General features: G+C 65.9%; 21 protein-coding genes. 12 read left to right on the top strand and 9 right to left on the bottom strand.

The features are described from left to right. Positions 1–69 precede the first annotated feature (69 nt). Both EP380_RS13320 and EP380_RS13315 read right to left on the bottom strand, forming a co-directional pair. A complete protein-coding gene (locus tag EP380_RS13320; protein ID WP_106571634.1) occupies positions 70–852 on the bottom strand; it encodes a transporter substrate-binding domain-containing protein in 783 nt (260 codons plus the stop codon). A gap of 45 nt (positions 853–897) precedes the next feature. After that, positions 898–1,710 carry an ABC transporter ATP-binding protein gene (locus tag EP380_RS13315; protein WP_106571635.1) on the bottom strand — a complete coding sequence of 271 codons (813 nt, stop codon included), beginning with the start codon at positions 1,708–1,710 and terminating at the stop codon, positions 898–900. A 211-nt stretch (positions 1,711–1,921) separates the two neighbouring features. Between EP380_RS13315 and EP380_RS13310 the strand changes: the two genes are divergently transcribed. Genes EP380_RS13310 through EP380_RS13300 form a run of 3 tightly spaced genes read left to right on the top strand, consistent with a single transcriptional unit; the run spans position 1,922 to position 5,036 of the window. Then, positions 1,922–2,791, top strand: coding sequence for a dimethylarginine dimethylaminohydrolase family protein (locus tag EP380_RS13310; protein ID WP_164749848.1), 870 nt, complete (start codon positions 1,922–1,924; stop codon positions 2,789–2,791). Next, on the top strand, positions 2,788–3,441 hold the full coding sequence (locus tag EP380_RS13305; protein WP_127598959.1) for a TetR family transcriptional regulator C-terminal domain-containing protein: 654 nt from the start codon (positions 2,788–2,790) through the stop codon (positions 3,439–3,441). The genes EP380_RS13310 and EP380_RS13305 overlap by 4 nt, the downstream gene beginning before the upstream one ends. After that, positions 3,441–5,036, top strand: a complete 1,596-nt coding sequence (locus tag EP380_RS13300; protein WP_127598958.1) for a 5-guanidino-2-oxopentanoate decarboxylase — start codon at positions 3,441–3,443, stop codon at positions 5,034–5,036. Before EP380_RS13305 ends, EP380_RS13300 begins: the two co-directional genes overlap by 1 nt. A 28-nt stretch (positions 5,037–5,064) precedes the next feature. Here the strand turns inward: EP380_RS13300 and EP380_RS13295 are convergent, their stop codons facing one another. Both EP380_RS13295 and EP380_RS13290 read right to left on the bottom strand, forming a co-directional pair. Further along, positions 5,065–6,255, bottom strand: coding sequence for a pyridoxal phosphate-dependent aminotransferase (locus EP380_RS13295; protein WP_106571638.1), 1,191 nt, complete (start codon positions 6,253–6,255; stop codon positions 5,065–5,067). After that, positions 6,248–7,150, bottom strand: coding sequence for a homocysteine S-methyltransferase family protein (locus EP380_RS13290; protein WP_338036305.1), 903 nt, complete (start codon positions 7,148–7,150; stop codon positions 6,248–6,250). The genes EP380_RS13295 and EP380_RS13290 overlap by 8 nt, the downstream gene beginning before the upstream one ends. A 305-nt stretch (positions 7,151–7,455) precedes the next feature. Here EP380_RS13290 and EP380_RS13285 point away from each other — a divergent pair, with 305 nt between their 5' ends. Next, the gene (locus EP380_RS13285; RefSeq protein WP_106571640.1) at positions 7,456–8,166 is read left to right on the top strand and encodes a nitroreductase; all 711 of its coding nucleotides are present in this window, start codon (positions 7,456–7,458) and stop codon (positions 8,164–8,166) included. A 12-nt stretch (positions 8,167–8,178) separates the two neighbouring features. Here the strand turns inward: EP380_RS13285 and EP380_RS13280 are convergent, their stop codons facing one another. From EP380_RS13280 to EP380_RS13260, 5 genes are all read right to left on the bottom strand, one after another. Continuing rightward, entirely contained in the window at positions 8,179–9,807 is a 1,629-nt protein-coding gene (locus tag EP380_RS13280; protein WP_127598956.1) for an SIR2 family protein, read from the bottom strand. 137 nt (positions 9,808–9,944) lie between these two features. Beyond that, positions 9,945–10,532 carry a sarcosine oxidase subunit gamma family protein gene (gene soxG, locus EP380_RS13275; RefSeq protein WP_127598955.1) on the bottom strand — a complete coding sequence of 196 codons (588 nt, stop codon included), beginning with the start codon at positions 10,530–10,532 and terminating at the stop codon, positions 9,945–9,947. After that, positions 10,525–13,524 (bottom strand): sarcosine oxidase subunit alpha family protein, encoded by a 3,000-nt coding sequence (locus tag EP380_RS13270; protein WP_127598954.1) that lies wholly within the window; start codon positions 13,522–13,524, stop codon positions 10,525–10,527. Before EP380_RS13270 ends, soxG begins: the two co-directional genes overlap by 8 nt. Then, positions 13,521–13,853, bottom strand: a complete 333-nt coding sequence (locus EP380_RS13265) for a sarcosine oxidase subunit delta (RefSeq protein ID WP_106571644.1) — start codon at positions 13,851–13,853, stop codon at positions 13,521–13,523. Before EP380_RS13265 ends, EP380_RS13270 begins: the two co-directional genes overlap by 4 nt. A 9-nt stretch (positions 13,854–13,862) precedes the next feature. Further along, the gene (locus EP380_RS13260; protein WP_127598953.1) at positions 13,863–15,122 is read right to left on the bottom strand and encodes a sarcosine oxidase subunit beta family protein; all 1,260 of its coding nucleotides are present in this window, start codon (positions 15,120–15,122) and stop codon (positions 13,863–13,865) included. 192 nt (positions 15,123–15,314) lie between these two features. Between EP380_RS13260 and EP380_RS13255 the strand changes: the two genes are divergently transcribed. The 8 genes from EP380_RS13255 to EP380_RS13220 all read left to right on the top strand — a co-directional run bounded on the left by EP380_RS13255 (position 15,315) and on the right by EP380_RS13220 (position 25,539). Further along, a complete protein-coding gene (locus EP380_RS13255; protein ID WP_238719857.1) occupies positions 15,315–17,858 on the top strand; it encodes a mechanosensitive ion channel family protein in 2,544 nt (847 codons plus the stop codon). Between the two features lie 159 nt (positions 17,859–18,017). Further along, positions 18,018–18,281: a hypothetical protein gene (locus EP380_RS13250; RefSeq protein ID WP_127598951.1), complete on the top strand. Its 264-nt coding sequence runs from the start codon at positions 18,018–18,020 to the stop codon at positions 18,279–18,281. Positions 18,282–18,493: 212 nt separating this feature from the next. After that, complete coding sequence (locus EP380_RS13245) at positions 18,494–19,927, top strand: UbiA family prenyltransferase (RefSeq protein ID WP_127598950.1); 1,434 nt, start codon at positions 18,494–18,496, stop codon at positions 19,925–19,927. Then, complete coding sequence (locus tag EP380_RS13240; RefSeq protein WP_127598949.1) at positions 19,924–21,273, top strand: FAD-binding oxidoreductase; 1,350 nt, start codon at positions 19,924–19,926, stop codon at positions 21,271–21,273. Before EP380_RS13245 ends, EP380_RS13240 begins: the two co-directional genes overlap by 4 nt. A 120-nt stretch (positions 21,274–21,393) precedes the next feature. Continuing rightward, positions 21,394–21,825, top strand: a complete 432-nt coding sequence (locus EP380_RS13235; RefSeq protein ID WP_106571649.1) for a DMT family transporter — start codon at positions 21,394–21,396, stop codon at positions 21,823–21,825. Next, positions 21,822–22,829 carry an NAD-dependent epimerase/dehydratase family protein gene (locus EP380_RS13230; RefSeq protein ID WP_106571650.1) on the top strand — a complete coding sequence of 336 codons (1,008 nt, stop codon included), beginning with the start codon at positions 21,822–21,824 and terminating at the stop codon, positions 22,827–22,829. The genes EP380_RS13235 and EP380_RS13230 overlap by 4 nt, the downstream gene beginning before the upstream one ends. A gap of 11 nt (positions 22,830–22,840) precedes the next feature. After that, positions 22,841–24,313 (top strand): aspartate aminotransferase family protein, encoded by a 1,473-nt coding sequence (locus EP380_RS13225; protein WP_106571651.1) that lies wholly within the window; start codon positions 22,841–22,843, stop codon positions 24,311–24,313. Positions 24,314–24,342: 29 nt separating this feature from the next. After that, positions 24,343–25,539 carry a hypothetical protein gene (locus EP380_RS13220; RefSeq protein WP_106571652.1) on the top strand — a complete coding sequence of 399 codons (1,197 nt, stop codon included), beginning with the start codon at positions 24,343–24,345 and terminating at the stop codon, positions 25,537–25,539. Positions 25,540–25,691: the final 152 nt, after the last annotated feature.

Raw genomic sequence — 25,691 nt, 5'->3', positions numbered from 1 at the left:
GCGCTGCGCCCGCCACCCGGCCCGACCGCGTGGCGGGCGGGGCGGCGGGCGCGCCTTTCCTGGCGCGGGTCAGCCGCCGAAAATGTCGAAATCGAAATATTTCTTGGTGATCTCGTCATATTTGCCGCTGTCGCGGATTGCGCCGATGGCGGCGTTGAGCTTGGCCTTCAGATCGTCCTCGCCCTTGCGCACGCCGAAGCCGACGCCCGGTCCCAACACGTCGATGTCGGGCGCGACGGTGCCTTTCATCTCGCAGCAGGCCTTGCCCTGGTCGGTTTGCAGAAACGCGTCGAGGGCGAGCGAATCGGCCTGGGTGGCATCGATGCGGCCGGCGGCCAGATCGGCATTGGCCTCGTCCTGGGTCTGGTAGACCTTGATCTCGGCAACCGTGTCGGCGAAATGCTTCTTGGCGTAGACGTCGTGCACGGTCGACACCTGGACGCCGAGGATCTTGTCCTTAAGCCCCTCGGGCGTAGCGTCCATCTCCACAGCCTTGGCGCCGGCGATCCCGGTCGGGGTGTTGTAATATTTGTCGCTGAAATCGATCGATTTCATCCGCTCGGCGGTGATCGACATCGAGGCGGCGATGAAATCGATCTTCTTGGCGTTGAGCGCCGGAATGATGCCGTCCCACGACACCGGCGTGATCTCGCAGTCGAGTTCGGCCGCCGCGCAGATCGCGTCGGCGATCTCGACCTCCCAGCCGACCCACTTGCCCGAGGCGTCTGGCGAGGCGAAGGGCGGATAGGGCTCTGCGGCGATGCCGACCTTGACGGTCTCGGCCTGTGCCGCGCCGAGCGACAAGAAGCCGGCCGCGACCAGGCCGGCGGCGAATTTTGCGAAGGACTTCATGGATAACTCCCTTTGTTTCGTTGCGGTTCCCTGATTTCTTTTGTCTCAGCCGACCGTGCGCAAAAACTGCTGCAAGCGATCGGATTTCGGCGCGCCGAACAGGTCTTCGGGCCGGCCTTCCTCCTCGACCAGGCCCTGGTGCAGGTAGACGACGTGGCTGGCGACCTCGCGGGCGAATTTCATCTCGTGGGTGACGAGCACCATGGTGCGGCCCTCGCCGGCGAGGTCGGCGATCACTTTCAGCACCTCGCCGACCAGTTCTGGATCGAGCGCGGAGGTCGGCTCGTCGAACAGCATGACGCGCGGCTCGACGGCGAGCGCGCGGGCGATCGCGCCGCGCTGCTGCTGGCCGCCGGACAGGAAGGCGGGGTAGACATCGCGCTTTTCGGCCAGCCCGACCCGTTCGAGCAGCGCCTCGCCGGTGGCGATCGCCTCGGCCCGGGCGACGCCGAGCACATGCACCGGCACCTCGATGACGTTTTCGATCAACGTCATGTGGCTCCACAGATTGAAGCTCTGGAACACCATGCCGAGCCGGGAGCGGATGCGCTCGATCTGGCGCCGATCGGCCGGCACCATGTCGCCGTGTCCGTCCGGTTTCAGCCGGATCTGCTCGCCATTGACGCGGATGATGCCGCTGGTGGGGTTTTCCAGGCAGTTGATGCAGCGCAGCAGCGTCGACTTGCCCGATCCCGAGCCGCCGATGATGGCGACCACCTCGCCGTCGCGCGCCGACAGCGACACGCCCTTCAACACGTGCAGGGCGCCGAACTTCTTGTGCAAGTCCTCGACATGGATCGCCTCGGCCGGCATGCCGGACGGCTCCTGGACAACGGGGCTCGCGGTGGCCGCCGTCATCGTTCGCGCTTTCGCGGCGTATCGAACACCCGCAGACCCACCCGGTGCGCCATCGCCTGTCGCATCGTTCCCCGTTTCTTTCGCCAAATCCGTGGTCGCCGTGGCGGCGGACCGGCCTTTGTTTTTCGAGGCCATTACGGCACTTGCCGGCTTGTTATGCAAGCGTATAAATACGGGCGCCCCGATTTCGCGGGCCGGAGGAAGAAGAATCGTGATGCAATACGGCTCGCAATCGATGGCCGCGCCGCTGCAAAGGGTGCTGATGTGTTCGGCTGCGACCGCCATGCGCGGCGCCGATCCGGCGCGCTGGCATTACGGGCCGCAATTCGACCCGGTGAGGGCGGCGGCTCAGCACGCCAGACTGAGCGCGCTGGTGGAAGAAGCCGGTGCGCGGATCGACTGGCTCGACGGCGCCGACGGGCTGGCCGATTCCGTCTTCACCCACGATCCGTCGCTGATGACCGACCGCGGCGCGGTGATCCTGTCGATGGGCAAGGCGCTGCGCATGCCGGAGCCGGGGCTGCACGAGGCGTGCTATCGCGCCCTCGGTATCGCCGTTCTCGGCCGGATCGAGGCGCCGGGCCAGGTCGAGGGCGGGGATTGCGTGTGGCTCGACCCGTCAACGCTTGCCGTGGGGCGCGGGGTGCGCACCAACGAGGCCGGCATTCGCCAGCTCGCCGCGCTGCTTGAGCCGCTGGGCGTAGCCGTGCACGGGTTCGATCTGCCTTTGTGGCACGGGGCCGACGCCTGCCTGCACCTGATGTCGGTGATCAGCCCGCTCGCCGACGATCTGGCGCTGGTTCACGCGCCGCTGCTGCCGGCGCCGTTCTGGCAGATGCTGCGGGCGCGCGGCGTCATGCTGGTGGAGGGCGATCCGGACGAATTCGCGGCCAGCAACGGGCTGTCGCTCAACGTGCTGGCGACCGCGCCGCGGGCGGCGATCGCGGTTGCCGGCTTTCCCAGGACGAAGGCGGCGATGGAACGGGCCGGCTGCAGCGTGGCCACCTTCGAGGCCGATGCGCTGTGCATTGCCTGCGAGGGCGGGCCGACCTGTCTGACCCGGCCGATCCTGCGGCAATGACGGCCAGCGGCCGCCGCAAGTTTCGTCGCGAAGGCGAGGGGCGCCGCCGCCGGGATCTGATCGAGGCGACGCTCGACTGCGTTGCCGAGAACGGCATCGAGGGCGCGACGGTCCGCGCGATCGCGCAGCGCGCCGGCGTCAGCGCCGGGCTGATCAGGCACTATTTTCCCGGCAAGGCGGAGCTTTTGCAGGCCGCCTATGCGGCGGTGGTCAAAAGGATGACCGACCAGGCCAAGGACGCGCTTGCCGCGCGCGATGCGCGCCCGGCCGAGCGGCTTGCCGCGTTCGTGCGCGCCAATCTGGGTCCGCCGGTGGTCGATACGCAGATTTTCGCCCTCTGGGCCGGCTTCATCGCCCGCGCCCACGCCGATACCGCACTGGCCGCCGTCCATCGGGAAGGTTATCTCGGCTTTCGCGACGAGGTCGAAAGCCTGGTCGGCGCGGTGCTGGAAGAAGCCGGCCGTCCGGCCGACATGGCGGTGTTGCGCCGGCATGCGATTGCCATCAACGCCATTATCGACGGGCTGTGGATCGAGGGCTGCATGGCCAGCAGCCTGTTCGACGAGGGCGAACTGGCAAGGATCGCCATCGCCAGCGTTGCCGCGCAGCTCGGGGTCGACCTGCCGGGCCATGAAGGGAGCGGGCGTTGATGAAGACAGTCGGCGAGGCGTTGGTTGCGCTTTTGGAGGCGCAAGGGGTCGATCTCGTGTTCGGCATTCCCGGCGTTCATACGATCGAGCTTTATCGCGGCCTTGCCGGTTCCCGTATCCGGCATGTCACGCCCCGCCACGAGCAGGCGGCGGGGTTCATGGCCGACGGCTATGCGCGCGCCACCGGGCGGCCGGGTGTGGCCTTGCTGATCACCGGGCCCGGCCTGACCAACGCCATCACCGCGATAGCCCAGGCGCGCGCCGACAGCGTGCCGATGCTGGTGATATCCAGCGTCAACGCGCGCGACAGCCTCGGCCGGGGGGGCGGCCATCTGCACGAACTGCCCGACCAGCGCGCGACGATGCGAAGCGTCTGCCTGATGTCGGAACGTGTCGAGCGGCCACAGGATCTCGGCGGAACTATCGGCCGTGCCTTCGACCGCCTCGCCACCGGCCGACCGGGCCCGGTGCATATAGAGATTCCGCTCGATGTGATGGGCCTGCCTGCCGGCGACCTGTCCCTCGAAGCCGCGCCGCGACCGGCCCCCGCGCAGCCCGCCGCGACGGAACTCGACCGCGCCGCGCAAACATTGGCGCGGGCCCGTCGACCGGCGCTGCTGATCGGCGGCGGCGCGCGCGGCGCGGCCGAGGCCGTCATGCGGTTGGCCGAACGGCTCGACGCGCCGGTGATTTCGACGGCCAACGCGCGCGGCATCATGCACGGCCATCGGCTGGCGGTGCCGGCAAGCCCGAGCCTGAAGGCGGTGCGCGCGCTGTTGGCCGACAGCGACGCGGTGCTGGCGCTGGGCACCGAGATCGGGCCGACCGACTACGACGTCTATGCCGATGGCGGCATGCCCGCCCTCGCCAATCTGGTGCGGGTCGATTGCGACGGCGACCAGCTCGAGAACCCCCCCTGCGCGGTGGCGCTCCCAGGCGATGCGGCGGCCACCGCCGCGGCGCTGGTCCTGGCCCTCGGCGACGGCGGTGACGGTTCGGCCGGCGCGGGCGCCGAACGCGCCCGGCAGGCGCGAGACGATGCCTGGGACGAGATCGGCCAGCGCATGCGTACCCATGTCGGCGCGCTGGACGCGATCCGCGAGGCCGCGCCCGGCGCGATCATCGTCGGCGATTCCACCCAGGCGATCTATGCCGGCAATCTTTTTTTCGATCACGACCGGCCGGGCGGCTGGTTCAACGCCGCCACCGGCTACGGCGCGCTCGGCTACGGGCCGCCGGCGGCAATCGGCGCGGCCCTCGGCAGACCGGGCACGCCGGTCATCTGCCTCAGCGGCGACGGCGGCATGCAGTTCGTTTTGGCCGAACTCGGCACGGCGGTCGACGAGGCCGCCCCGGTGATCTTCGTCGTCTGGAACAATCGCGGGTTCCAGGAGATCGAGGCGTCGATGCGCGCGGCCGGTATCGTGCCGGTCGGCGTGCGCCCGTCGGCACCCGATTTTTGCGCCGTGGCCGCCGCCTACGGCATGCCCGCCGAGCGGATCGGCTCACTGGACGATCTCGGTGCGGCGGTGGCGCGGGCGCGGTGCGCGGGCGGCCCGGCCCTGATCGAGCTTGCCGGCGCGCCGGAGCTTTGAGGCCGGTCCGTGCCCGCTATGAGGGCGTTCAGGCGGAGCGACGCCGCTCGCCGTAGCTGGCCACAAAGCGGCGCAGCCGCTCGGCGGCCTCCCGCAGCACGTCTTCGCTCTGGCACAGGCTGATGCGGACATGGCTTCGGGCGGCCTCGCCGAAGCTGAGCCCCGGCATCACGGCGACCTTTTCGGTCTCCAGCAGACGCCATGCAAACTGCTCGCAGTCGAAATCGACGGCGGAAATGTCGAGCATGACATACATGCCGCCTTGCGAGCCGCGCACGGTGACGTCGTTGAAGCCGCGCGTGGCGTCCAGAAAGGCCTTGCGCCGGGTGGCGTAGCGCTCGGCGATCTCGTCGACGCCGTAGGCGTTTTCCAGCGCCTCGATGGCGGCTCGGCTGACGAAGTCGTTGAGGCCGTAGGTGGTGACCAGGTTGAGGCTCACCAGCCTGGCGACGAGATCGGCCGGCGCGGTCAGCCAGCCGATCCGCCACCCGGTCATGCCGTGGCTCTTGGACATCGAATTGACCACGAGTGTGCGCTCGGCCATGCCGGGCAGGGCGCGCGGAGAGACATGTTTCTTGCTGCCGGGCAAGGTCCAGTAGACCTCGTCGGAGATCAGCCAGAGGTCGTGGCGCCGGCACACTGCGGCGATCGCCTCCAGCGTGTCGGGCGAATAGACGGCGCCGGTCGGATTGTTCGGCGTGTTGATCAACAGCGTTCGGGTGTTGTCGCGGATCGCCGCCTCGATCGCTTCGGCGCGCGGCTCGAAACCGTCTTCGGCCCGCGCCTCGACCACGGTGAACTCGGCGCCGGCGGCGCGGAAGGTGCCGGGATAGGTGGCATAATAGGGCGCGATCATGATCGCGTGGTCGCCGGGGTCGAGCGTGGCCTGGGCGGCGGCGAACAGGGCGAGCTGGCCGCCGGGCGTGGCGATCACCTCGTCGGGGCGGGTGAGGAGACCGGTCGCCTGTTCGGAGATCGCGGCCATGGCCGCGCGCAGCCTGGGCAGGCCGGCAAGCTGCGTATAGTGGTGGCGGCCCTGGCGGACCGCCGTCACGCAGGCTTCGACGGTTTGGGCGGGCGTGTCGAAATCATGGTCGCCGACCGACAGCATCATGATGTCCTCGCCGGCCTGCTTGCGGGTCATGGCGGCGAAATGAACCTCCCAGCCATCCTTGCCGTGGGGCGTGATGCCGGAAATGCGGGAAGAAGGATTAGGCATGGGCTGGTCCCGTGATGGTGTGTCCGGTGTGTTCGAGTTGGCGCTTCAACTCACAAATATGATCCGGGCCGATCTCGCAACAGCCGCCGACGATCGTGGCGCCCTGCGCCACCAGCTCGAGCGCCCAGGCTGCGTAGGTGGCGGGGTCGAGATCCGTGCGCGCGGTCAGCGTGTCGACCGTGCCGCCGGGACGTAGCGCGTCGATGCCGGTGAAACCGTTGGCGTAGACCCCGAAGGGCAGGCCCGCCGCGGCGAGTTCGGAGCGCGCGGCCGAGATCGTTTCCGGCCAGCAGCAATTGGCCAGCACCGCATGCGCGCCTGCCGCGCGCGCGGCCTCAAGGCCGGCGCTGAGCGGTTCGCCCGAGCGCAGCATCGCAGAAGACGCGCCGTCCATCAGGCTGACCGCCGTCCAGACCGGTCGGCCGGTTTCGGCGGCCGCGCGGGTTGCCGCGGCGATCTCGAGGGTGGACGACAAGGTCTCGCACAGTATCAGGTCGACCAGCGGGCCCTGAATTTCGGCAATCCGCCGATAGGTGGCGAGCGCGAGGTCGAAATCGCGCGTCAGCTCCGGCCGATAGCTCGCGACCAGCGGCGGCAGACAGCCGGCAATGGCGACCGGGCGTTTCGCCGCGTCGCGCGCGGCACAGGCAAGATCGATGGCGCGCCGCTGCAAAGCGTCGAACCGCGCCGGATCGCCGTCGCGCTCCAGACGCTCGGGGGTGGCCGAATAGGCGTTGATGGTGATGACGCGTGCGCCGGCCTCAATATAGTCCCGGTGGACCCGTTCGACGATTTCGGGCTCGTCGAGCAGGATTTGCGTCGACCAGAGCGGCGTCGGCGCGGCGCGGCTGCGGGCGATCAGCTCCTGGCCCATACCGCCGTCGAGAAGGATCACGTCATGCAAACCGGCTCTCCTTTCCTCCACCCCATAGCATGGCCAGCCTGCCGGATTTGTCCACCGTGCGGTGCTTCGCTGCCGACAGGGCCTGTCACCTGACCGACGCAAGCGCGGCGTGCGGCAGGGCGCCTGCACGCAAGGTGCGGCGCGGAGTCGACCCGAGAGCGACAATATGCAAAGGAAGATGCGGTCCTGCCGAAAGGCCGTGCAATGCACGGCCGGCCGGCTCCGGCCCGACAGAGTGGCAAGGATGGCCGCGCGCCGACCGCGCGGTCGCAGCAGATTGAGGTGGGGACGGCCAGATGCTGGCGCCAGACAACCAGAACGATACCGTATTGGACGCCGATATTGTCGACGAGGCGATCATTTCGCGGCGATCGGTGCGTGCATTTCTGCCCGATCCGGTCGACGAGGATACGATCCGCGACATTCTCAAGGTCGCGAGCCGGGCCCCGTCGGGCACCAATATGCAGCCTTGGAAGGTTTATGTGACGACCGGCGACAAGAAACGCCAGATCGCCGATGCCATCCTCAATTCCGGGATCAGGGCCGAAAAGGCCAAATGGGACGAATACCGCTATTATCCCGACCAGTTTTTCGAGCCGTACCTGTCGCGTCGCCGCGCGGTCGGGTTCTCGCTCTACGGCCATCTCGGCATCGGGCGCCGCGACGTCGACCAGATGCGTGCCCAGCACGACCGCAATTTCGTCTTCTTCGACGCGCCGGTCGGCATGATCTTCACCATCGACCGCCGGCTGAATCAGGGATCGTGGATCGACTACGGCATGTTTTTGCAGAACATCATGGTCGCCGCGCGCGGCAGGGGGCTGCATACGTGCCCGCAGGCGGCGTTCGCGCCCTATCATCGCCAGATCCGGCCCGTGCTCGGCATCCCCGACGAGGAGATCGTGGTGTGCGGCATGGCGCTCGGCCACGAGGACACCTCGAAGCCGGAAAACAAGCTGCGCACCGAACGCGCCGCTCTCGATGAGTTCGTCACCTTCGTCAAATAGGCGCGGCCGGCCTCACGGCATGGCCTTCAACGCGGACTGGAACCAGCGTTCCTTGCGGATATTTTCAAGGTCCTTGTCATTGCCGATATAGTCCTTGTCCGGCAGCTTGCCGTTCTCGGCGGCGTGAAGGAACATGTTTTTGCAGCCTTCGATGTCGTTGACGACCGAAAGGAAGCATATGTAGTTGTAAGGCTTGCTTTTTCCGAATTCTCCGAAGCCGTTCCAGATCTCGTCCACCTTTTTGCGATAGCGGCCGTCTTTGCGGATTTTGTACATTTCCGAATATGCGGAAATGATGTTGTATCCCATTTTGTCGGACCGTTTCCTGTGCGGCGTGCCCCAGTACAGTTCCAGCGCCGATTTCAGGTGTTTTTCCTTTTTTGTAATGTGATATAGCAATATGAATATGTTTATCTTGTTGTTCAGGTAGTCGTTTTTCTCTTCGATCGATATCGCCTTGTTGATATTGCGAAGGGATTTTTTCAGGGTCGCGGCCTTCTCACCCTTTTCCTCTATTTTTCCGTTGGCGACAGCCACCCACAATTTGTAGCTCACCTCCGAGTAGGACCAGGACACGATATTGCGATGGAAGGGGGAGGAGAGGACGCCGTGTTTGTTCCTCGACCTTTCGAACCGTTTGACGATGTCGTCGAAATTCATCGACAGGATGGACTGTTCGAATTTGGGTAGCCTGCCGTAATCCTTGTTCCAGTCATGGTCCATCTGCTCGATCTTCGTTTTCGAAAAATATTTCAGATCGATCGACTGCTGGTCGGCGCCCGGGCGGAAGGTGGAGATGTTGTCGATGAAGGTTTTGAGCCGTTCGAGCGGCCTGGTGACGATCATGGGCGGCCACTCGTTGAGTTCGATCGCCAGCGAAACCATGAAGGCGTCGAACTCGATATTGCCCAGATAATCGGCGGCCGGATGGGTGAGGATCTTGTTCAGATGCGGCCGGGGCGACGATTCGTGCCCGAGCCAGGTGAGATATTCCGCGCCGTCATATTGTTTTTGAATGGTCTGGAAAACATTGTCGGATTCGCCGCTATAGCCGATTGCGAACAGTGGCGAGTTCGAGAGGGAAAAATCGAGCATCGGCTTGATGTTTTTCGAGTGATCCCGATTTTCCTTTTCGGTATTGAGTTGAATGAAGCCGTAACTCTGGCCATGAAGATGGATGATCGACGGAAATACGAGGTAGTTCGTGTTGACCGTTTTCGTCGCCGCGATGTCGTAGATCGCCGGACTGAAACCAACCAGGCTGCAGGCTATCTGGAGCTGCTGGTCGAAATTCAGGCTGAGGACGGCGTCGACATAACCTTTTTCGAGGAGTCGGGCGAGGGCGAGATAACCCCAGCTTATCTTGGCCTCCTCGGTTATGGATATTATCAGGTCGCGCCGCTCGTTGCGCGGGAGCAGGTCTATCGCTTTCCTGTAATTTTTCCTGTCTTCCTCGGGAAGATTGTTGAAAGAATTCGGAAATTTTTTCTCGATCAGGGACAATATGCCTTGCGCCGTCGGTATGCCGCAAGAAATTGAGCACCCCGCTCCGATCAGAAAATGAGCGGGCCGACCGCGAGAATAGGCCGCCCTGATCTTTTCCGCGCAAATCTTCGCGGCAAGACTATTGTATTCATCCATGTGATCGTCCCGTCCCGGGACGAAATATGCGTTTGCGACTTTTTGGTGTCAACAACACAGCGTGCGCCGCATCCGGACTCATGTCGCGGTGCTTCGAAGGCCTGCCGACGGCTCGCGCGCGGGCAAAGCGCGGCTTGTCATCCGACCCTGTATCCGGCTTCCTCGCTCGCATGGCACAGTGCCGTCCAGAAGGCGCGGGCGAAGGAGCGGAAGACGTAGAGGTCGAACTGCTCGGCGCCGGAACGCTGGATCTGGGCGAAAATGTCGTGATGGCTGGTCGCGCGGCCGGCGCCGGGCGGAAAGGCGGTCTGCGAAAAGTCGAGCGCGAAGAACTTTGCCAGCACCCATTCGGCCTTCGGTCCGGCCAGGCGCAGCGCCGTGCGGCCGTGCGACAGGTCGGTGACCGTGCCGGTGTCCACGCCGATCGCCGCGCCAAGGGTGGCGGCGAGCCCCTCCTTCTGGTCCACGACCACAAACGTGCCGGGCGCGATGCCGAACGCGGCCTTGGCGCCATCGACCCGCCCGGCGCCGGCGCCGTCGGCGAGCGCCAGGCCGGTAACCGACTTGATGGCGGCAATCAGCGTCTTTTCCCGGCCGGGCCAGGCGGCGACCTGGACGATCGAGCCCGGCCGGGTCTCGCTCAGGACGAGACCGGTCTCGCCGGCGGTATTGGGATAGGCGCCCGGTTTCCAGGCCGCGCCGAGCGGCGACACGGGTTCAACCATGCATGCGGCTCCCTTCCGGATCGTAGAAATGGTGGCTGACGATCTCGACCGGCCCGAAGCGCTTGCGCAGCGGGTCGGAGACGAAGGCGCGCGTGCCGTGGCGCGTCTTGCCGCCCTTGACGAGCGCCAGCGCGATATATTTGCCGAGTGCGGGCGAATAGCAGCCGGCGGTGACGTGGCCGATCGAATCGCGCAAGGCGGCGGGGTCGTCGTGTTCGACGATATGGGCGCCGCCGCCGAGCGGCCTGTCGTCGAGGGCGACGATGCCGACAAGGCGGATGCGGTCGTCGTCGCACAGGCCCTCGCGATCCATCATCATCGATCCGGCGAAGGGTTTTTTCTTCGACAGCATCCAGTCGAGATAAAGATCGCGCGCGGTGGTGCGCCCGTCGATCTCCGCCCCGGTCACATGGCCCTTTTCGATACGCAGCGTCCCCAGCGCCTCGAGCCCGTAGGGCACGATGGCGAACGGTTTGCCGGCCTCCATCAACGCTTCCCACACATGCAGGCCGTGGCCGGCGCCGCAATAGACCTCGTAGGCGCGCTCGCCGGAAAAGGACAGGCGGCAGATCATCACCGGCACGCCGTCGATCTCGCCGCGGACGATGCCCATGAAGGGCAGGGTGTCGTTGTCGACGGCCGTGCCGGTGACGCAGGCGGCCAGCACGTCGCGCGAGCGCGGGCCCGAGACGGCGGCGCCGGCCCATTGGTCGGAGACGGAGGTGAGCGTCACCTTCAGGTCGGGCCAGACGATGTCGAGATAATATTCGAGCTGCTGCATGACCTTGCCGGCATTGGCCGTGGTGGTCGTCATCAGGAAATCGGTCTGCGACAGGCGCCAGGTCGTGCCGTCGTCATAGGCCAGCCCGTCCTCGCGCAGCATCAGCCCGTAGCGGGCCTTCATCACCGGCAGGGTGGAGAATTTATTGGTGTAGACCCGGTCGAGGAAATCGGCCGCGTCGGGCCCCTGGACCATGATCTTGCCGAGGGTGGAGACGTCGACGATGCCGACCCCGGCGCGCGTGGCGGCGGCTTCGCGCACATAGGCCTGCTCGACCGTCTCGCCGCGCCCGCCATAGATCATCGGCCGGTACCAGAGCCCGGCCGCATACATCGTCGCGCCGTTTTCGACATGCCAGTCGTGCATCGGGGTGAGCCGGTCGGGCCGCAAGTCGCCGTAGCGCTCGGCCGCCAGCGCGCCCAGCGAGACGGGGGTGAAGGGCGGGCGGAAACGCGTCGTGCCGACCTCGGGAATGGTTTTGCCCAGCGCTGCGGCCATGATGGCCAGACCGGGCACGTTGGAGGTCTTGCCCTGATCGGTCGCCATGCCGAGCGTGGTGTAGCGCTTGAGATGCTCGACGGAGACGAACCCCTCGCGGTGGGCCAGGCGCACATCCTCGGCGGTGACGTCGTGCTGAAAGTCGACGAAGGCCTTGCCGGCCTTGCCGGGCGGGCGGATCTCGAAGACCGGCGCGGGCGCGATGTCCAGTTCCACGGCCTCGACCCTGGGCTGCGCGGATTTGCGCGGCGGCTTGCCGCCGGCCACCTTCGCGCCGGCGGCAAGCCCATCGGCAAGGGCGGCGGCGGTCGCGAAACGGCCGGCAAAGGCGCCGGCGCCGATCCAGTTCTGGGTCGGCTCCGGCGGCAGGAAGGCCTGCAGCGCCTCGTCCCATCGCGGCGCCGTGCCGGCCTGGCTCGCCAGATGGATCGTCGGCGACCAGCCGCCCGACATCAACAGGCAGTCGACCGCGATCTTACGCGGCTGGCCGGTGATTTCACCCTCGCGCAGGCGCTGGACGGCGATCTCGCGGAGCGCCTTGCCGCCTTTCGTGCCGGTGACGGCGTGGCCGGCAAGCAATTCCGCGCCGGCCCGTTCGGCGAGCGCCCGGGCGGCCGACGAGACCGTGTCGCGCATGTCGACGATGGCGGCGATTGTCGCGCCGGCCTCGGCCAGCGCCGCAACCGCGCGATAAGCATCGTCGTTGTTGGCAAAGAGCGCGACCCTGGAGCCGGCGACGACGCCGTATTCCCGCAACAGACGCACGGCCGCGTCGGCAAGCATTACGCCGGGCCGGTCATTGCCGGGAAAGACCAGCGGGCGCTCGAACGCGCCCGTCGCCAGCACAACCGTGCCGGCGCGGATCGTCCAGTGGCGGTGGCGCGGCTCGCCCTTGTCGGGCGCCGGCTTGTGATCGGCGACGCGTTCCAGCGCGGCCAGCGTGTTGCCGTCGTAATAGCCCCAGACCGTCGTGCGCGGCAAAAGCCGCACCGTGTCCAGGGTGCCGAGCGCCTCGATTGTCCTTTGCGCCCATGCGGCGGCCGGCAGGCCGTCGATCGTGTCGCCGGACCATTTTGCCGACCCGCCCGGCACCGGGTCGAGATCGGCCAGGATGACGCGCTTGCCCGCTTCAGCGGCGGCTTTGGCGGCCATCAGCCCGGCCGGTCCGGCACCGGCGACGAGCACATCGCAAAACGCGTTCATGCGTTCGTAGCGGTCGGGATCGGCGTCGCGGCCGGCCCGGCCGAGGCCGGCGGCGCGGCGGATGAAATGTTCGCACGCCATCCAGACCCGCGTGCCCTTGAGCGGCCCGACGACCGGGCCCATGAAGGTCTTGTAGTAAAAGCCGGCCGACAGCAGCCCGCCGGCGAGCTGGTTGACCGCGCCGGCGTCGACATCGAGCGAGGGAAAGCGGTTTTGGCTTTCCACCGTCAGGCCTTCGTGGATCTCAATCTGCGTGGCGGCGATATTGGGTTCGCGCACCGTGCCCTTGAGCACGGTGACCAGCGCGTTGGGCTCGTCGACGCCGGCGGCCAGCAGGCCACGCGGGCGATGATATTTGAACGAGCGTCCGAAAAGCCTCACGCCGTTGGCCATTAGGGCGGAGGCGAGCGTGTCGCCGGGATGGCCCTGATAGGCCTTGCCGTCGAAACTGAAGCGGATCGTGCGGCCGCGGTCGATCCGGCCGCCCTCGGCGCTGCGGCGCGGGCTCATGGTTTTTTCCCTTTGGCCGGTCCGGTCTTCGTGCGGCCCTTGGCCGCCCGCCGAGGCGCTTGCGGCGTTGCGCCTGGGGCGCCTGCGAAGGCGACGCTTTCAATGGCGTGCGTCAGGGTCGAGCGCACGATCAGCAGATGTTTGCGACAGCCGCCGGCATGTTGCCAATATTCGCGATGCGGGCCTGCCGGATTGGCGCGGTCGTAGACATAGGCGTTCCAGCGCGCCTGATCGGTGTCGTGCTGGTCGGGGCGCGGCCGGTTGGCGTCGCCCTGGTAGGAGAACTCGGCGAGGTCGCGCGGACCGCAATAGGGGCAGGTGATCAGCATCGGGCGATCCTAGTGAAGCTTGGGCGTGGCGCCCTGGCCTTTTTCGTCGATCAGCGCGCCGCGATGGAAGCGCTCGAGCGTGAACGGGGCGTTGATGGCGTGCGGGGCGTCCTTGGCGATCGTCCAGGCAAAGGTCCAGCCCGAGGCCGGGGTCGCCTTGAACCCGCCGTAACACCAGCCCGAATTCAGATACATGCCCGGAAGCGGGCCGGTGGTGATGATCGGCGAGCCGTCCATCGACATGTCCATCACGCCGCCCCACGAGCGCAAGAGCCGTACCCGGGCAAGTCCGGGAAACAGCGCCACCATCTCGCTCATCACCTCTTCCACCACCGGCAGGTTGCCGCGCTGGGCGTAGGAATTGTAGCCGTCGATGTCGCCGCCGAAAACGAGGCTGCCTTTGTCGGACTGCGACATATAAAGATGCCCGCCGCCGAACGTGACCACCGTGTCGACGAAGGGTTTTAGCGATTCGGTGACGAAGGCCTGAAGGACATGGCTTTCGATCGGCAGCGTGTCGATGCCGGCCAGTTTCATGACGCGGCCGGTCGAGCCGGCGACGGCCACGGCGATCTTCTTGGCCCGGATTTCGCCGCGCGTGCTTTTCACGCCGACGACGCGCTCGCCCTCGCGCAGGAACCCGGTGACCTCGCAATTCTCGACGATGTCGACGCCGCGCCGGTCGGCGCCGCGCGCATACCCCCAGGCGACGGCGTCGTGGCGTGCCGTGCCGGCACGCGGCTGCAACAGGCCGCCGACGACGGGAAAGCGGGCGGTCCTGCTCAGGTCGACGCCCGGCACTTTTTTGGCGATCTCGGCCGGGGTGAGCCATTCGGCATCGCCACCGCCATGCAGCATGGCGTTGCCGCGGCGGATATAGTCGTCGGCCTGGGCCGGCGAATGGGCGAGATTGAGGATGCCGCGCTGCGAGAACATCACATTGTAGTTGAGGTCGTGCGCCAGCTCCTCCCACAATTTCACGGAGAAATCATAAAGGCGGATCGATTCGGGCAGCAGATAGTTGGAGCGCACGATGGTGGTGTTGCGGCCGATATTGCCGGAGCCGAGCCAGCCCTTTTCCAGCACCGCGACATTGGTGATGCCGTGCTCCTTGGCCAGATAATAGGCCGTGGCCAGCCCGTGACCGCCGCCGCCGACGATGACGACGTCGTAATCGGACTTCGGCTCGGCCTTGCGCCAAGCCGGTTTCCAGTCGCGATTGCCGTGCCACGCATGCTTGAGAAGAGAGAGGAGGGAATATTCGGCCATGATGCCTGTCCGGTCGCAGTTGGCGCGACACTATAGGCACGCCGGCCGGTCGAAAAGCCAGGAATACGCCGTCGCCTTTCGCTGGACCGACCAGGCCTTCCCCGTCCCGACGGGAGCGGACCGGCTTGCCCCATCGCGGCCGCCTTACTAATGATGGAGCCGAAGCCGATGGCCCGTGGGCGGAAGCAGCGCGTGAATTTATCCTTTTTTCGACTTGTCCGACTTTTTCTCGTTGTGGCGGGGCTGGCGCTTGCGGCTGCCAGCGTGGCGCTCGCCCCCGCGCGCGCCCAGACCGAGACGTCCACCAGGGCAGCCGGCGACAGCCTGCTCGACCGGCAACGTGCCGCGATCGAAGCGCTGATGGAGCGGGGCGAAAACCTGCAGCGGCTGGTCGACCAGAACGCGACCGACGATGCCCGGCTGGTCGAATTGCGGCTCGAGCTGGAGGACCTGGCGGCCGCGTTTCTGGAGGCGGGCGTCGAGTTCCGCCCGCGCCTCAACGAGATCAATCTGCGTCTGGACACGCTGGGGCCGGTGCCGGGTGAGGATCAGCCGCCGGAGCCGGAGATCGTCGCCGAGGAGCGGGCGGCGCTGGTACAGGAAAAGGCCGAGATCAACGCGCTGCTCGGGCGCGCGGAGAGCGAATCGCTCAGGGTCAACCGGCTGATCGACCAGATCAGCGCCATGCGCCGCGACCTGTTCACCGACACGCTGTCGAAACGCTACGACATCGTTTCCGCATTGAGCCCCGGCACGCTCGACGATCTGGTTGCCGAGGCCCACGACCTCTATCGGGCATTCGCGTCCTGGCTGCGTTTCGTCACCACCTTCAAATGGCAGTCGGTGCTGATCGCGACCCTTCTGGCCATGGCGGCGGCAGGGCTGATCCTGTTCGTCGGCAACCGGTTCTTTTCGGGTATGGTGGAGGTCGACGAGGATCATCCCGCGCCAACCTATCTGTCGCGAATTTCCATCGCCTTCTGGTCGACGCTTCTGCCGTCGGCCTCGCTGGCGGTGTTTTTCGGCGCCAGCTACTTCTTCTTCGATTATTTCAACGTGTTGCGCTCGGACATCGCCGCGATGCTGTCGACCTTCGCCCAGGTCGCGGTGATCGTGTTCTTCGTCAACCGGCTGGCGCGCGCGGCGTTGTCGCCGGGCCGACCCGACTGGCGGCTGCTTCCGGTCGATTCGAAATCCGCCTTCCGCCTGTTCTGGCTCGCCTGGATGACGGCGGTGACCAACGGCCTCGACGTGGCGATGAACAAGATCAACCAGGTGATGGGTTCGCCGCTGTCGCTGACGATCGCCAAAAGCCTGATCGCCACGGTGATCGTCGGCGTGCTGGTGACGCTGATCGGGCTCGTGCGCCCGGCGCGCGGCGAGGAGGATACGCAGGGCCGGCCGCGGCTGACGCTGCTCAACTATTTCTTTCTCGCGCTCGGCATCGGCACCACGGTGGCGGCGATACTGGGTTATATCGGTTTTGCGCGTTTCCTGTCGAAGCAGATCGTCATCACCGGCGCGATCGGGGCGACGATGTATATCGGCTTCCTGTCGGCGAGCGCGATTTCGCGCGAGGGCGCCTTCATCGATACCGCCCTCGGGCGTTTCGTGCGCCGGCGTTTCCTGCTCGAGGACGGCTCGCTCGACCAGCTCGGTCTCGTCGCCAGCGTGTGCACGAATATCCTGATCGTGGCCGTCGGCGTGCCGCTGATCCTGCTGCAATGGGGATTCCAGTGGGGCGACATCACCAGCTGGGCCTACAGGCTCGCCAACGAGATCACGATCGGCTCGGTCTCGTTCTCGCTGATCGGCATCCTGACCGGCGTCCTGGTGTTCGCGCTCGGCTATTTCCTGACACGCGGCTTTCAGGGCTGGCTCGACGGCTCGGTGCTGACGCGCGGGCGCGTGGACGCCGGCGTGCGCAACTCCATCCGCACGGCGGTCGGCTATGCCGGCATCGCGATCGCGGCGCTGATCGGCGTTTCTGCGGCCGGCATCAATCTGTCCAATCTCGCACTGGTCGCCGGCGCCTTGTCGCTGGGGATCGGCTTCGGACTGCAGAACATCGTGTCGAATTTCGTCTCCGGCCTGATCCTGCTCGCCGAACGCCCGTTCAAGGCGGGCGACTGGATCGAGGCCGGCGCGGTGACCGGCACCGTCAAGCGCATCAGCGTGCGCGCGACCGAGATCGAGACGTTTCAGCGCCAGACGGTGATCCTGCCCAATTCCGACCTGATCAACGCCGCCGTCGGCAACTGGACCCACCGCAACAAGCTCGGCCGCGTCGAAATCCGCATCGGTGTCGCCTACGGCTCCGACGTCAAGCGCGTCCACGACATCCTGCTGGAGATCGGCCGCGGCCATCCGCTGGTTCTGAAAAATCCGGAACCGTTCGTGTTTTTCGCAGATTTCGGCGCGTCGTCGCTGGATTTCGAACTCCGGCTCTATTTGTCCGACATTTTGAGCGGGCTTTCGGTGCAAAACGAAATCCGGTTCCAGATCGTGGAGGCCTTCGAGCGCGAAGGCATCGAAATTCCGTTTCCGCAGCGCGACATCCACATCAAGAGCGGGCCGGGCGCTTTGGGAAACGCCGCGCCGCCGGCCGAGGCGCCCAGGACCGCGCCGGCGGCAAAAGAGGTGCCGGAGGCGCCGGCCGCCGAGGCCGAACCGGCCGCTAAGGAGACCACGCCGAGGCGCCGCCGCCGCCGGCGCGCCGTCGATCCCGACAGTTGAGGCCGGGCCCGGGTGGCGATTACGCGGGTTCCAGCGGCAATCGGGCCTAATCGCGACGTTCAGTTGCCGTTCAGCATGGAAGCCCTATACACTGGGTCAAAAGCCGAGCTTCGGCTCGTCGAACCCCACAAGAGGCGGTGGAAACACCGGATCCGACAGATGAAACGACCCATCATGATCCTCGCAGCCCTGCTTGTCGCGGGCGGACCGGCCTTCGCCGCCAGCATCGTCAACCGCGATTCGGAACCGCGTACGGTGATCGTCACCGAAGGCGGCACACAGAGCGAGCTCGTTCTGGCGGGCGGCGAAACGGTGCAGTTCTGCCCCAATGGCTGTTTCGTCACCATGCCGAACGGCGACCGCGAGGCGCTGACCGGCACCGAGGCGGTCGAGATAAGCGGCGGGCGCGGGCGTATCCGCTAGCCGCCTGCGCCATCATCGCAGCCAGAGGCCGGGCCTTTGTCCGGCCTTTTATCTTTCCGGCTAACCGCCTGTTAAGCCTGGGTTTCGAAAAGCCGCCCGGCGCGGGCGACTTCGCGGCCCGGATTCAGCTTTTTGTAGGGCAACTGCGGCTAGACCTTCGCCAGACGGCGCACCTGAAGATTGGTGTGCCCTGCTTGTGAAGGTTGCTCGATATGGATGCTCGCGCCGACCGAACCGCCATCCCGCTTGCCGTCGATCTCGACGGCACGCTGATCGCGACGGACCTGTTGTGGGAAGGGCTTTTCCTGCTGCTGCGCCAGCACCCGCTCGCCTTCCTCCTGGTGCCGTTCTGGCTGCTGGGCGGTCCCGCGCGGCTCAAGAACGAGATCGCGGCGCGCGTCGACATCGATCCGGCGAGCCTGCCTTACCGCGCGGCGGTGACGGCGCGGCTGGCGGAGGAAAAGGCGGCCGGGCGCCGCATCATCCTGGCGACCGGCACGCCGCGCAAATTCGCCGCCGCGATCGCCGCGCATCTGGGCCTGTTCGACGACGTTCTGGCGACCGAGGGCGGGGTCAATTTGACCTCGTCGCGCAAGCGGGCGCGGCTTGTCGAGACTTTCGGCGATGGCGGGTTCGACTATGTCGGCAACAGCCGTCATGACCTGCAGGTGTTCGGTGCCGCCCGCGAATCGATCGTGGTCGCGCCCGATCGCGCGGCCGCGCGCTGGCAGGCCGCCCATGGTTGCGAGCTCGTGCCCGGCGAGCGGCCGGACCTGCGCGCCGTCGTCAAGATGCTGCGCGTGCATCAATGGCTGAAGAACACGCTGATCGCGGTGCCGATGGTGCTGTCGCACGAATATCTCAACATCGAGATGGTCGTGGCCTGCCTGATCGCCTTCTTCTCCTTCAGCACCGCCGCCTCGGCGATCTACATCATCAACGATTTCTTCGATCTGGCGCTGGACCGCAAACATCCCACCAAGCGCAACCGGCCGTTCGCGTCCGGGCGACTGTCGATCCCGTTCGGCCTTGCCAGCATCGTCGTCCTGCTGGCGACCAGCGCGGTGCTGGCGGCGCTGCTGGATCCGCAGTTCTGGCTGGTTCTGGCGGGGTATCTGGTCGCCACAACCGCCTATTCGGTGTCGCTCAAGCGCATGCTCCTGATCGACGTGCTGACGCTCGCCGGCCTCTACACCATGCGCATCCTCGGCGGCGCGGCGGCCACGGGAACCGACGTCTCGTTCTGGCTGCTCGCCTTCTCGATCTTCTTCTTCCTGTCGCTGGCGCTGGTCAAACGCTTCGTCGAACTCGACGATGGCGAGCTGGAGCGGGGCGTGCGCCTGGCCGGACGCGGCTATCGGGCCGAGGATATCGACATTATCGGCCAGTCCGGTGTCGCCTCGGGGTTCGCGGCGGTGCTGGTGCTTGCGCTCTACATCGATTCCGGCAGCGTGCGCGAACTCTACGGCGAGCCGTGGATGGTGTGGCCGCTGGCGCCGATCGTGCTTTACATCATCATGCGCATCTGGGTTCTGGCGCGCCGCGGCGAGATGCACGAGGACCCGGTGGTGTTCATCATCCGCGACTGGCGCAGCCAGCTCGTCGCCGGTTTCGGGGCGATGCTGCTGGTGGCGGCCAGCCTATGATGGAAAACGGCCTGCAGAGTTTCGGCCGGCCGAACGCCGCCCGGCAATCGGCGCTGCCGTTCGATGAAGCGGCCGGGCTTCTGGCGTCCGGAAAGGCGGCGGCGGAAAGCCTGCTCGCCTTCGGCAACGGCCGCAGCTACGGCGACACCTGCCTCAACAGTCATGGCCGGCTGGTCGACATGCGCCCGGCCGCGCGCATCCTCGCGTTCGATCCCGAAACCGGCATTCTGGAGGCCGAAGCCGGCGTGCTCCTGGCCGACATCATCGCCCATGCCGCCCCGCACGGTTTTCTGCCGCCGGTTCTGCCGGGCACGCAGTGGGTGACGCTGGGCGGCGCGATCGCCAACGACATTCACGGCAAGAACCACCATCGCCGCGGCACGTTCGGCAGCCATGTCGAGGCGCTTAGCCTGCTGCGCTCCGACGGACGCGCGCTCACATGCCGCGCCGACGCGAATGCCGATCTTTTTCGCGCCACGATTGGCGGAATGGGCATGACCGGGCTGATCACCGGGGCCTCGATCCGACTGATGCGGGTTGGCGCGCTCGACATCGAGCAGAAGGTGCGCCCCTTCGACCGGCTCGACGACTATTTCGCGCTGGCCGAGGCGGCCGACGCGGCCAACGAATACGCGGTTGCCTGGATCGATCAGCTCGCCGCCGGCGCCAAGGCGGGGCGGGGGCTTTTGTTGACCGGCAATCACGCCGACAGCGGGACGCTGCGCTACGAGGTGCGCCGGGCGCGGCTGAAAGTGCCGTTCCAGCCGCCGCTCAATCTGCTCAACCGGCCGGCGCTTAAGCTGTTCAACGCGGCCTACCGGGCCAAGACGGCGCGCGGCAGCGGGCGGGTCGGCGCGCGCGGTTTCTTCTTTCCGCTCGACGGCGTGGCCGACTGGAACCGGCTTTATGGGCCGCGCGGACTGCACCAGCACCAAAGCGCCATTCCCACCGATACGGCGCGCGAGGCGGTTCCGGCCCTGCTGGCGGCGGCGCGCCGGGCCGGCCAGGGCTCGTTCCTGACCGTGCTCAAGCGGTTCGGCGATCAGCCGTCGCCGGGGCTGATGTCGTTCCCGCGCCCCGGCTACACGCTGACGCTCGACTTTCCCGATCTCGGCGCGCGCACCCTGTCCTTGCTCGCAGAGCTCGACCGCATCACCGTTTCGGCCGGTGGCGCGGTCAATCCCTACAAACACGCCTTGATGACGCCGGAGGTCTTTTCGGCCTCGTTTCCGGCCTGGCGGCAGGTCGAGGCGCTGCGCGACCCCGCTTTCATGTCGGATTTCTGGCGGCGCACGGTGACCGACGGCCTGGCTGCCGCCGAACCGGCTCGAACGGCTGCGGAATAGATAAAATTGGAAATAAATATGGTTATCAATAAGTATATTTGTTTTTCATTCAGAAAAATAAATGAGATTCACGATTATTTCTTATTTTGATATTATGTCGAGCGTGAATGTGGTGGTGACATGAAATATATCGGCTTCATACTGTTTACGGTGATGACCAATGCTGCGGCCCAGCTCATGCTGAAACACGGCATGATGACGCTGGGGCCGCTCTCCTTCGCCGGCGTCAATCCGATCCTGAAGATCCTGCAGATCGTGTTCAGCCCGTGGGTGTTTTTCGGGCTGCTGACCTTCGTGATCTCGATGGCGTCGCATCTGTTCGTGCTGTCGAAGGTGGAGCTGTCCTTCGCCTATCCCTTCCTGAGCCTGGCTTACGTCGCGGTGGCGGTGTTTGCCTATTTCGTCTTCCGCGAGGATTTGAACGCGCTCAGGATCGCCGGCATCGCCTTCATCTGCGTCGGCACCGTGCTGATCGCCCAGAGCGGGCGCACGCACGACGCGCCGGCCGCCGCTTCTTCCCCGACCGTTCAGACCAGCGAGTTGACCCGATGAGACATGTGATTTTCGGCGGCGACGGATTCGTCGGCCGCCATCTTGCCCCGAAACTTCTGGCCGAGGGCCAGGAGGTGATCGTCGCCGATATCGTGCGCAGCGAGCTGCCCCATTACGGCCAGGCGCAGTTCGTGCATTGCGACGTCACCGACAAGGCCTCGGTCGCCGCGGTCGGGCTGAAGGCCGACGACATGGTCTACAACCTGTCGGCCAAGATGCTGTCGCCGATCCAGGTGCGGGCCAAGCGGCACGATTTCTTCTGGCCGGTCAATTACCACGGCACGGAAAACATCATCCAGGAAATGGATGTGAAGGGGTGCGGGCGGCTGGTGCATTTCACCACCGACATGATCTACGGCCATACATTCGTGTGGCCGCAGACCGAGGACCATCCGGCCAACCCGCTCGGCGAATACGGGCTGTCGAAGCTCAAGACCGAGGAACTCGCCGCCGAATGGCGCGCGCGCGGCATGAGGATATCGCTGTTCAGGCCGCGGCTGATCATCGGGCCGGGCCGGCTCGGTATTCTGGAAAAACTGTTCAAGCTGGTCGACCTCAACCTGCCGGTGCCGATGATCGGCTCGGGCAGGAACCCGTACCAGTTCATCTCGGTGTTCGATTGCGCCGAGGCGGCCAGGCTCGGCTGGAAGGCGGGCGTGCCCAACGAGGCCTATAATCTCGGCTCGCTCAACCCGCCGCCGGTGCGCAAGCTGCTCGGCGACCTGGTTCGCCACGCCGGATCGAAATCCTTTCTGCTGCCGACGCCCGGCTGGGCGGTCAAGCGCACGCTCGACTTTCTCGACCTGATCAATCTGCCGCTGATGGATCCCGAGCAATATCTGATCGCCGACGAGATGTGCGTGCTCGACGTGTCGAAGGGCGAGCGCGAGCTGGGCTGGGTGCCCGCATACAACGATGGCGACATGCTGATCGCCGCCTATGACGAATATCGCGCCAAGCGCGAGGGACGCGCCGTGCCCGCAACCCTGCAGCCGGCGGAATGAGGGATAGACAGATGACCGTGATGGCAAAGCCCGAAATTAAGACCGCGCGCGCCGTGGTGGACGCGCCCGAACTCGCCCCGGCAAAACTGCCCAAGCCGGACCTTTTGTCGGTCGAGGACGCCAAGGCGCTCGACGTGCCGCGCATGACGGAATTGTTCAAGGCGCACCTCAATCCCGGCCAGCTTCATTTCATGAAGCTGCTCGGATTCCACAAGGTGAAGATCGAGCGCGCCGAGGGCATGTATTATGTCGACCAGAACGGTCGTAAGATCCTCGACTTCTTCGGCGGGTTCGGATCGCTCGCCTTCGGCCACAACCATCCGCGCCTGCTCGAGGCGCGCAAGAAATTCCAGGACGAGAAGCGCCACGAGATCGCGATCGCCTTCATGTCGCAATACGCTGCCGCGTTCGCGCACAATCTCGCGCAGTGCTCGCCCGGCGATCTCGACATGGTGTTTTTGGGCTCGTCCGGATCGGAGGCGATGGAAGCCGCTGTCAAGCTCGCCGAGCGCGCGGCCGGTCCCAAGCGACCGAAGATGGTCTATGCGGAAAATTCCTTCCACGGCAAGACCAAGGGCGTTCTGGCGATCACCGACGGCCAGCTCTACCGCGCCGACTTCCGCCTGCCGGGCGATAATGTGCGCGTCCCGTTCGGCGATATCGACGCGATCGAGCGCGCCTTCCGGTCCGATCCGGAGATCGGCACCATCGTGCTCGAGACGGTCCAGGGCGGCGGCGGCATCGTTCAGGCGCCGGCCGAATTCTGGGTCAAGCTCAGGGCGCTGTGCGATCAGTACGGGGTGATCTGGGTCGCCGACGAGGTGCAGTGCGGCTTCGGGCGCACCGGCCGCTTCTACGCCTTCGAGCATTACGGCGTCGTGCCCGACATCACCGCGCTTGCCAAGTCGCTCGGCGGCGGCAAGACGGCGATGGCGGCGATGATCGCCCGCCGCGAAATCTACATGAAGGCCTACGGCACGCCGAAGACGGCGATGATCCACGCCGCGGCCACCTTCGGCGGCATCGGCGAGGCGTCGATCACCGCGATCGAGGCGATGAACATCCTTTACGACGAGGGCCTGATCGACAATGCCGCCGACACCGGCGCCTATCTGCTCGAAAGGCTGAACGCGCTGAAGGACAAATATCCCAAGATCATCAAGGATGTGCGGGGCAGGGGCTTCATGGTCGGCCTGGAATTCCAGGATTTTTCGCAGACCCTGCCGATGGTGCTGCGGCCGCTGGTCGGCGTGCTCGACGACAAGCTCAAGGGCTCTCTGTCGGGCTTCGTCGGCGCGCTGCTTTTGCGCGACCACGACGTTCTGGTCGCCTTCACCGAATATAACCGCAACGTCATCCGGCTCGAGCCGCCGCTGATTTGCGGCCGCGAGCATGTCGATGCCTTCGTCGACGCGCTCGACAGCCTGCTCGGGCGCGGCATCGTCGCGATCGTGAAGGATTTCGTGAAAAGCCAGATGTCCTGAGGACGCTGAAAGGGGCGGGGAGTTTCGAGATGAACACAGCGCAACGGGCCGAGCGCAGCAGCCTGATCGGCTGGGCGCTCACCACGCCGGTCGTAGGGGCGCTGCTCGGCCGGATCGCGACCAAGACGATCTTCGACAGGCTGGCGGCCGTCTTCATGGTGGCCGTCATCCTGGGGACGGCGCTTTATGCCTGGGTGCGGCCCGACTACAATTGGGACATGGTCGCCTATGTCGCCTCCGCGCTCGAAAACCGGCATACGGAGGCGGCGGAGCTGCATCGCGAAACCTGGGCGGTGATCGAGCCCGGCGCGCGCGAATCGCAGCTCTACCACCTGAAATTCAGCAATCCGTACAATTTGAACCAGTGGGAAAATCCCGAGGACTTCCAGTCGCAACTGTCGATGTACCGGGTCAAGGTCGCCTATGTGGCGCTGCTGCGCTGGCTCGAACCGCTCACCGGGCTGGCGACGGGCTCGATCCTGTTGTCGATCCTGCCGTCGATCGGGGTCGGATTGTTGTGCCTGTGGTGGCTGGGGCGCAACGACGCCTGGCAGGCGGCGCTGTTTGCGATGCCGTTTTTGCTGGTGGCCGACTACACCCATATGACCACCGCTGTCACGCCCGACATGCTTCTGGCGCTGGTCTCGCTGGCGGCGATCCTGCTTCTGGCCTCGGGGCGCGATCTGCCCGCCTACGGGCTGCTGTTCGCGTCGGTGCTGATCCGGCCGGACAATATCGTTCTGGTGTTCGCGCTGTTGATCGCGGCGGTGCTGTTTCGCTGGCGCGCCCTGCCGATGCTGGCCACCTTCGCGGTCTCGCTTTTGACCGTCATCCTGGTCCAAAAACAGGGCGGCCATCCGGGCTGGTGGGCGCATTTCTATTTTTCCTGCGTCCAGATCCAGAATTCGATGGCCGGCTTCGCGCCCGACTTCTCGATCGTCGATTTCGTTCGCGGTTATGTGCGCGGCGTGCTCGTGGCGCTGATGCACAATGACTGGCCGGGCCTGTTGCTGGTGCTTGTGGCGGCCTGGGCGCTGCTGGCGCGCGCCGGGCGTATGACGCCGCGCACCAACATGCTCATGTTCGCGCTGGCGATCGGCACGCTGGGCAAGTTCGCCAGTTTCCCGCTGCCCGACGACCGGTTCTATTTCGTCTTCACCGGCGGCATGGTCGTGCTTCTGGCGGCGTGCTGGCGGCCGCGCTTCGACCTGTCGCCGGACCGGTAGTTTCGCCGGCCGGCCGACGGACCCCGCAAACCGATCGAAGGCCGCGCCCGTTGCGGCCTTTTTTCCTTGCGGCGAAAGACGGTTGACAGGCGCGGCCTGCCGGTTATGAAGCGAACCGCGCGGGACGACCCGCGCCTTCGACGATCAATACG

Source organism: Nitratireductor alexandrii (assembly GCF_004000215.1).
GTDB classification, from domain to species: Bacteria; Pseudomonadota; Alphaproteobacteria; order Rhizobiales; family Rhizobiaceae; genus Mangrovimarina; species Mangrovimarina alexandrii.
The sequence above is the reverse complement of the archived record's forward strand: the minus strand, read 5'-3'. Positions and strand labels throughout refer to the sequence as shown.